Here is a 2221-nt window from a genome sequence, read left to right as displayed (position 1 = left end):
AAGAAGGCGGCCGACTCGCTGGAGTGGGTCGTCCGCGAGATGGACATGCGCTACGACGACCTCGCCGCCAACGGGGTCCGGCACATCGACGACTTCAACCGCAAGGTGCGCAACGGCGAGATCAAGGCCCCGCCGGGCAGCGAGCGGGAGATGCGCCCGTACCCGTACCTGCTGGTGATCGTCGACGAACTGGCCGACCTGATGATGGTCGCCCCGCGCGACGTGGAGGACTCGGTCGTCCGGATCACCCAGCTGGCCCGCGCGGCCGGCATCCACCTGGTGCTGGCCACCCAGCGCCCCTCTGTCGACGTGGTCACCGGTCTGATCAAGGCGAACGTGCCGTCCCGGCTGGCGTTCGCCACCTCCTCGCTGGCCGACTCGCGGGTCATCCTCGACCAGCCGGGCGCGGAGAAGCTGCTCGGCCGCGGCGACGGGCTCTTCCTGCCGATGGGCGCCTCCAAGCCGGTGCGGATCCAGGGCGCCTGGGTGACCGAGCGCGAGATCGCCGACGTGGTGAAGTTCTGCAAGGACCAGCGCGAGCCGGAGTTCCGCCCGGACGTGCTGGCCCCCGCGCAGGACAGCAAGAAGAAGATCGACGAGGACATCGGCGACGACCTGGACCTGCTGGTGCAGGCGGTCGAGCTGGTGGTCACCTCGCAGTTCGGCTCGACCTCGATGCTCCAGCGCAAGCTGCGGGTCGGCTTCGCCAAGGCGGGCCGGCTGATGGACCTGATGGAGACCCGGGGCGTGGTCGGCCCGTCCGAGGGGTCCAAGGCCCGCGACGTGCTGGTCAAGCCGGACGAGCTGGAAGAGGTCCTGGTCGGCCTGCGCGGCGCCGAGGACTGACGGTCCCGCCCGGTGGCCGGCCGCACCGGGTGCCGACGCGACGGGGCCCCGCGGCCGGGCAGCACCGCGCAACCGCGGTCGGGACATGACGAGGCCCGCCGGAACGCCGGCGGGCCTCGCGTGGAGTTGTGGTGGTCAGTTGTTGATGATCGCGGCGACGAGGACGACACCGATGATGGCGCCCACGACGCTGGCGGCGGCGGCGTACCAGCCGAGCGGCTTGTCGCCGAGCACCGCGCCGACGATGCCGAGCACCAGGCCGGCGATACCGAAGATCACCGGCGCCACGAAGATGGCGACGACGGCGAAGACGAAGGCCAGGATCGTGCAGATCCGGGCGGCGTTGCTGCGCGGGCGAGCGGTCGCGTGCATGTCGGCCATGACGTCCTCCGTGGTGAGAGCCGCTTTGGGTGTTCGGCGGCTGTCTACCCACTCCGGCCTCGGACTACTCATCAGGGCCGATACCGCTCGTCCCGCCGCGCCCCGCCGGGGTTCAGTGGAAGAGCTTGAGCCCGACCACGCCGGCGACCACCAGCAGCAGGCAGACGATCCGGGCGAGGCTGGCCGACTCGCCGAGCGCCACCATCCCGACCAGCGTGGTGCCGACCGCGCCGATGCCGACCCAGACCGCGTAGCCGGTGCCGATCGGGATGTCGCGCAGCGCGTACGCCAGCCCGAGCATGCTGAGCACCAGGGTGACCACGAAGACGACGGAGGGGAGGGGGCGGCTGAAGCCGGCGCTGCGGTCGAGCGACACCGCCCACGCGGTCTCCAGCAGGCCGGAGAGCACCAGCACGATCCAGGCCACGGGTCATCACCTCGCGGAAGCGGGCCCGGACCCTCGGGGCCGGGACGAGTCGGTCTGCCTGTCGCGGGGCGTCTTGGCCTGACCGGGTACGCCCACCACTCGTCCGGGACGGCCGGGGCCGCCACCGCCGACGCTAACATCGCCCGGTCCGGGCGGGCGGTGATCTCGCGCACCACCGGTTGAGCTGAACCTGACTTCAGGTTGCAGGATGGCAAGCATGACGCTGATCTTCACCGACCGGGAGGTCGCCGCCGCCCTGGACGCTGCGGCGACCGTCGCGGCGATGCGGGACGCGCTGCTGGCCGCCCACGCCGGCCGGCTCGTCGCCCCGCCCCGGGGCGGCCGCCCCGCTGGACGGCGGGCGGATGGTGCTCACCGCCGGCCACCTCACCGGCGAGTGGTACGGCTTCCGGTCGTACGACACCTTCGGGTTGTCGGAGTCCGAGCAGCTGGTGGTGCTGCACGACGGGCGTACCGGGGGCGGTGCGGGCGGTGGCGGTCGGCGAGGAGCTGGGCTCCCGGCGTACCGGGGGGACTGGGCGGGGTCGCGGTGGACGCGCTGGCGCG

At 72.5% G+C, this 2221-nt stretch carries 3 protein-coding genes, 1 pseudogene and 1 riboswitch; of the genes and pseudogenes, 2 read left to right on the top strand and 2 right to left on the bottom strand.

Annotated features, from left to right (window positions below; all coding sequences use genetic code 11):
- Positions 1-846: FtsK/SpoIIIE domain-containing protein (locus JNW89_RS35400; RefSeq protein WP_255541592.1), on the top strand; the 846-nt coding region annotated here is incomplete at its 5' end.
- Positions 847-981: 135 nt separating this feature from the next.
- On the opposite strand, the gene JNW89_RS35395 is transcribed toward JNW89_RS35400, so the two are convergent.
- Together JNW89_RS35395 and JNW89_RS35390 are read right to left on the bottom strand one after the other, a co-directional pair.
- On the bottom strand, positions 982-1227 hold the full coding sequence (locus tag JNW89_RS35395) for a hypothetical protein (RefSeq protein ID WP_179803666.1): 246 nt from the start codon (positions 1225-1227) through the stop codon (positions 982-984).
- Positions 1228-1339: 112 nt separating this feature from the next.
- Positions 1340-1654 carry a multidrug efflux SMR transporter gene (locus JNW89_RS35390; protein ID WP_238451472.1) on the bottom strand — a complete coding sequence of 105 codons (315 nt, stop codon included), beginning with the start codon at positions 1652-1654 and terminating at the stop codon, positions 1340-1342.
- 62 nt (positions 1655-1716) lie between these two features.
- A riboswitch (guanidine-III (ykkC-III) riboswitch) is annotated at positions 1717-1780 on the bottom strand.
- Positions 1781-1871: 91 nt separating this feature from the next.
- Between JNW89_RS35390 and JNW89_RS35385 the strand changes: the two are divergent.
- Positions 1872-2221, top strand: a pseudogene (locus JNW89_RS35385) (ornithine cyclodeaminase family protein); the annotation flags it as partial.

The sequence above is a fragment of the Micromonospora sp. 4G55 genome, assembly GCF_016803375.1.
This window is presented reverse-complemented; position numbering and strand designations above follow the sequence as displayed.

Excerpts from the sequence above, each read along its gene's own strand:
- JNW89_RS35395 (WP_179803666.1), bottom strand. The coding sequence starts at position 1,227 with ATGGCCGACATGCACGCGACCGCTCGCCCGCGCAGCAACGCCGCCCGG.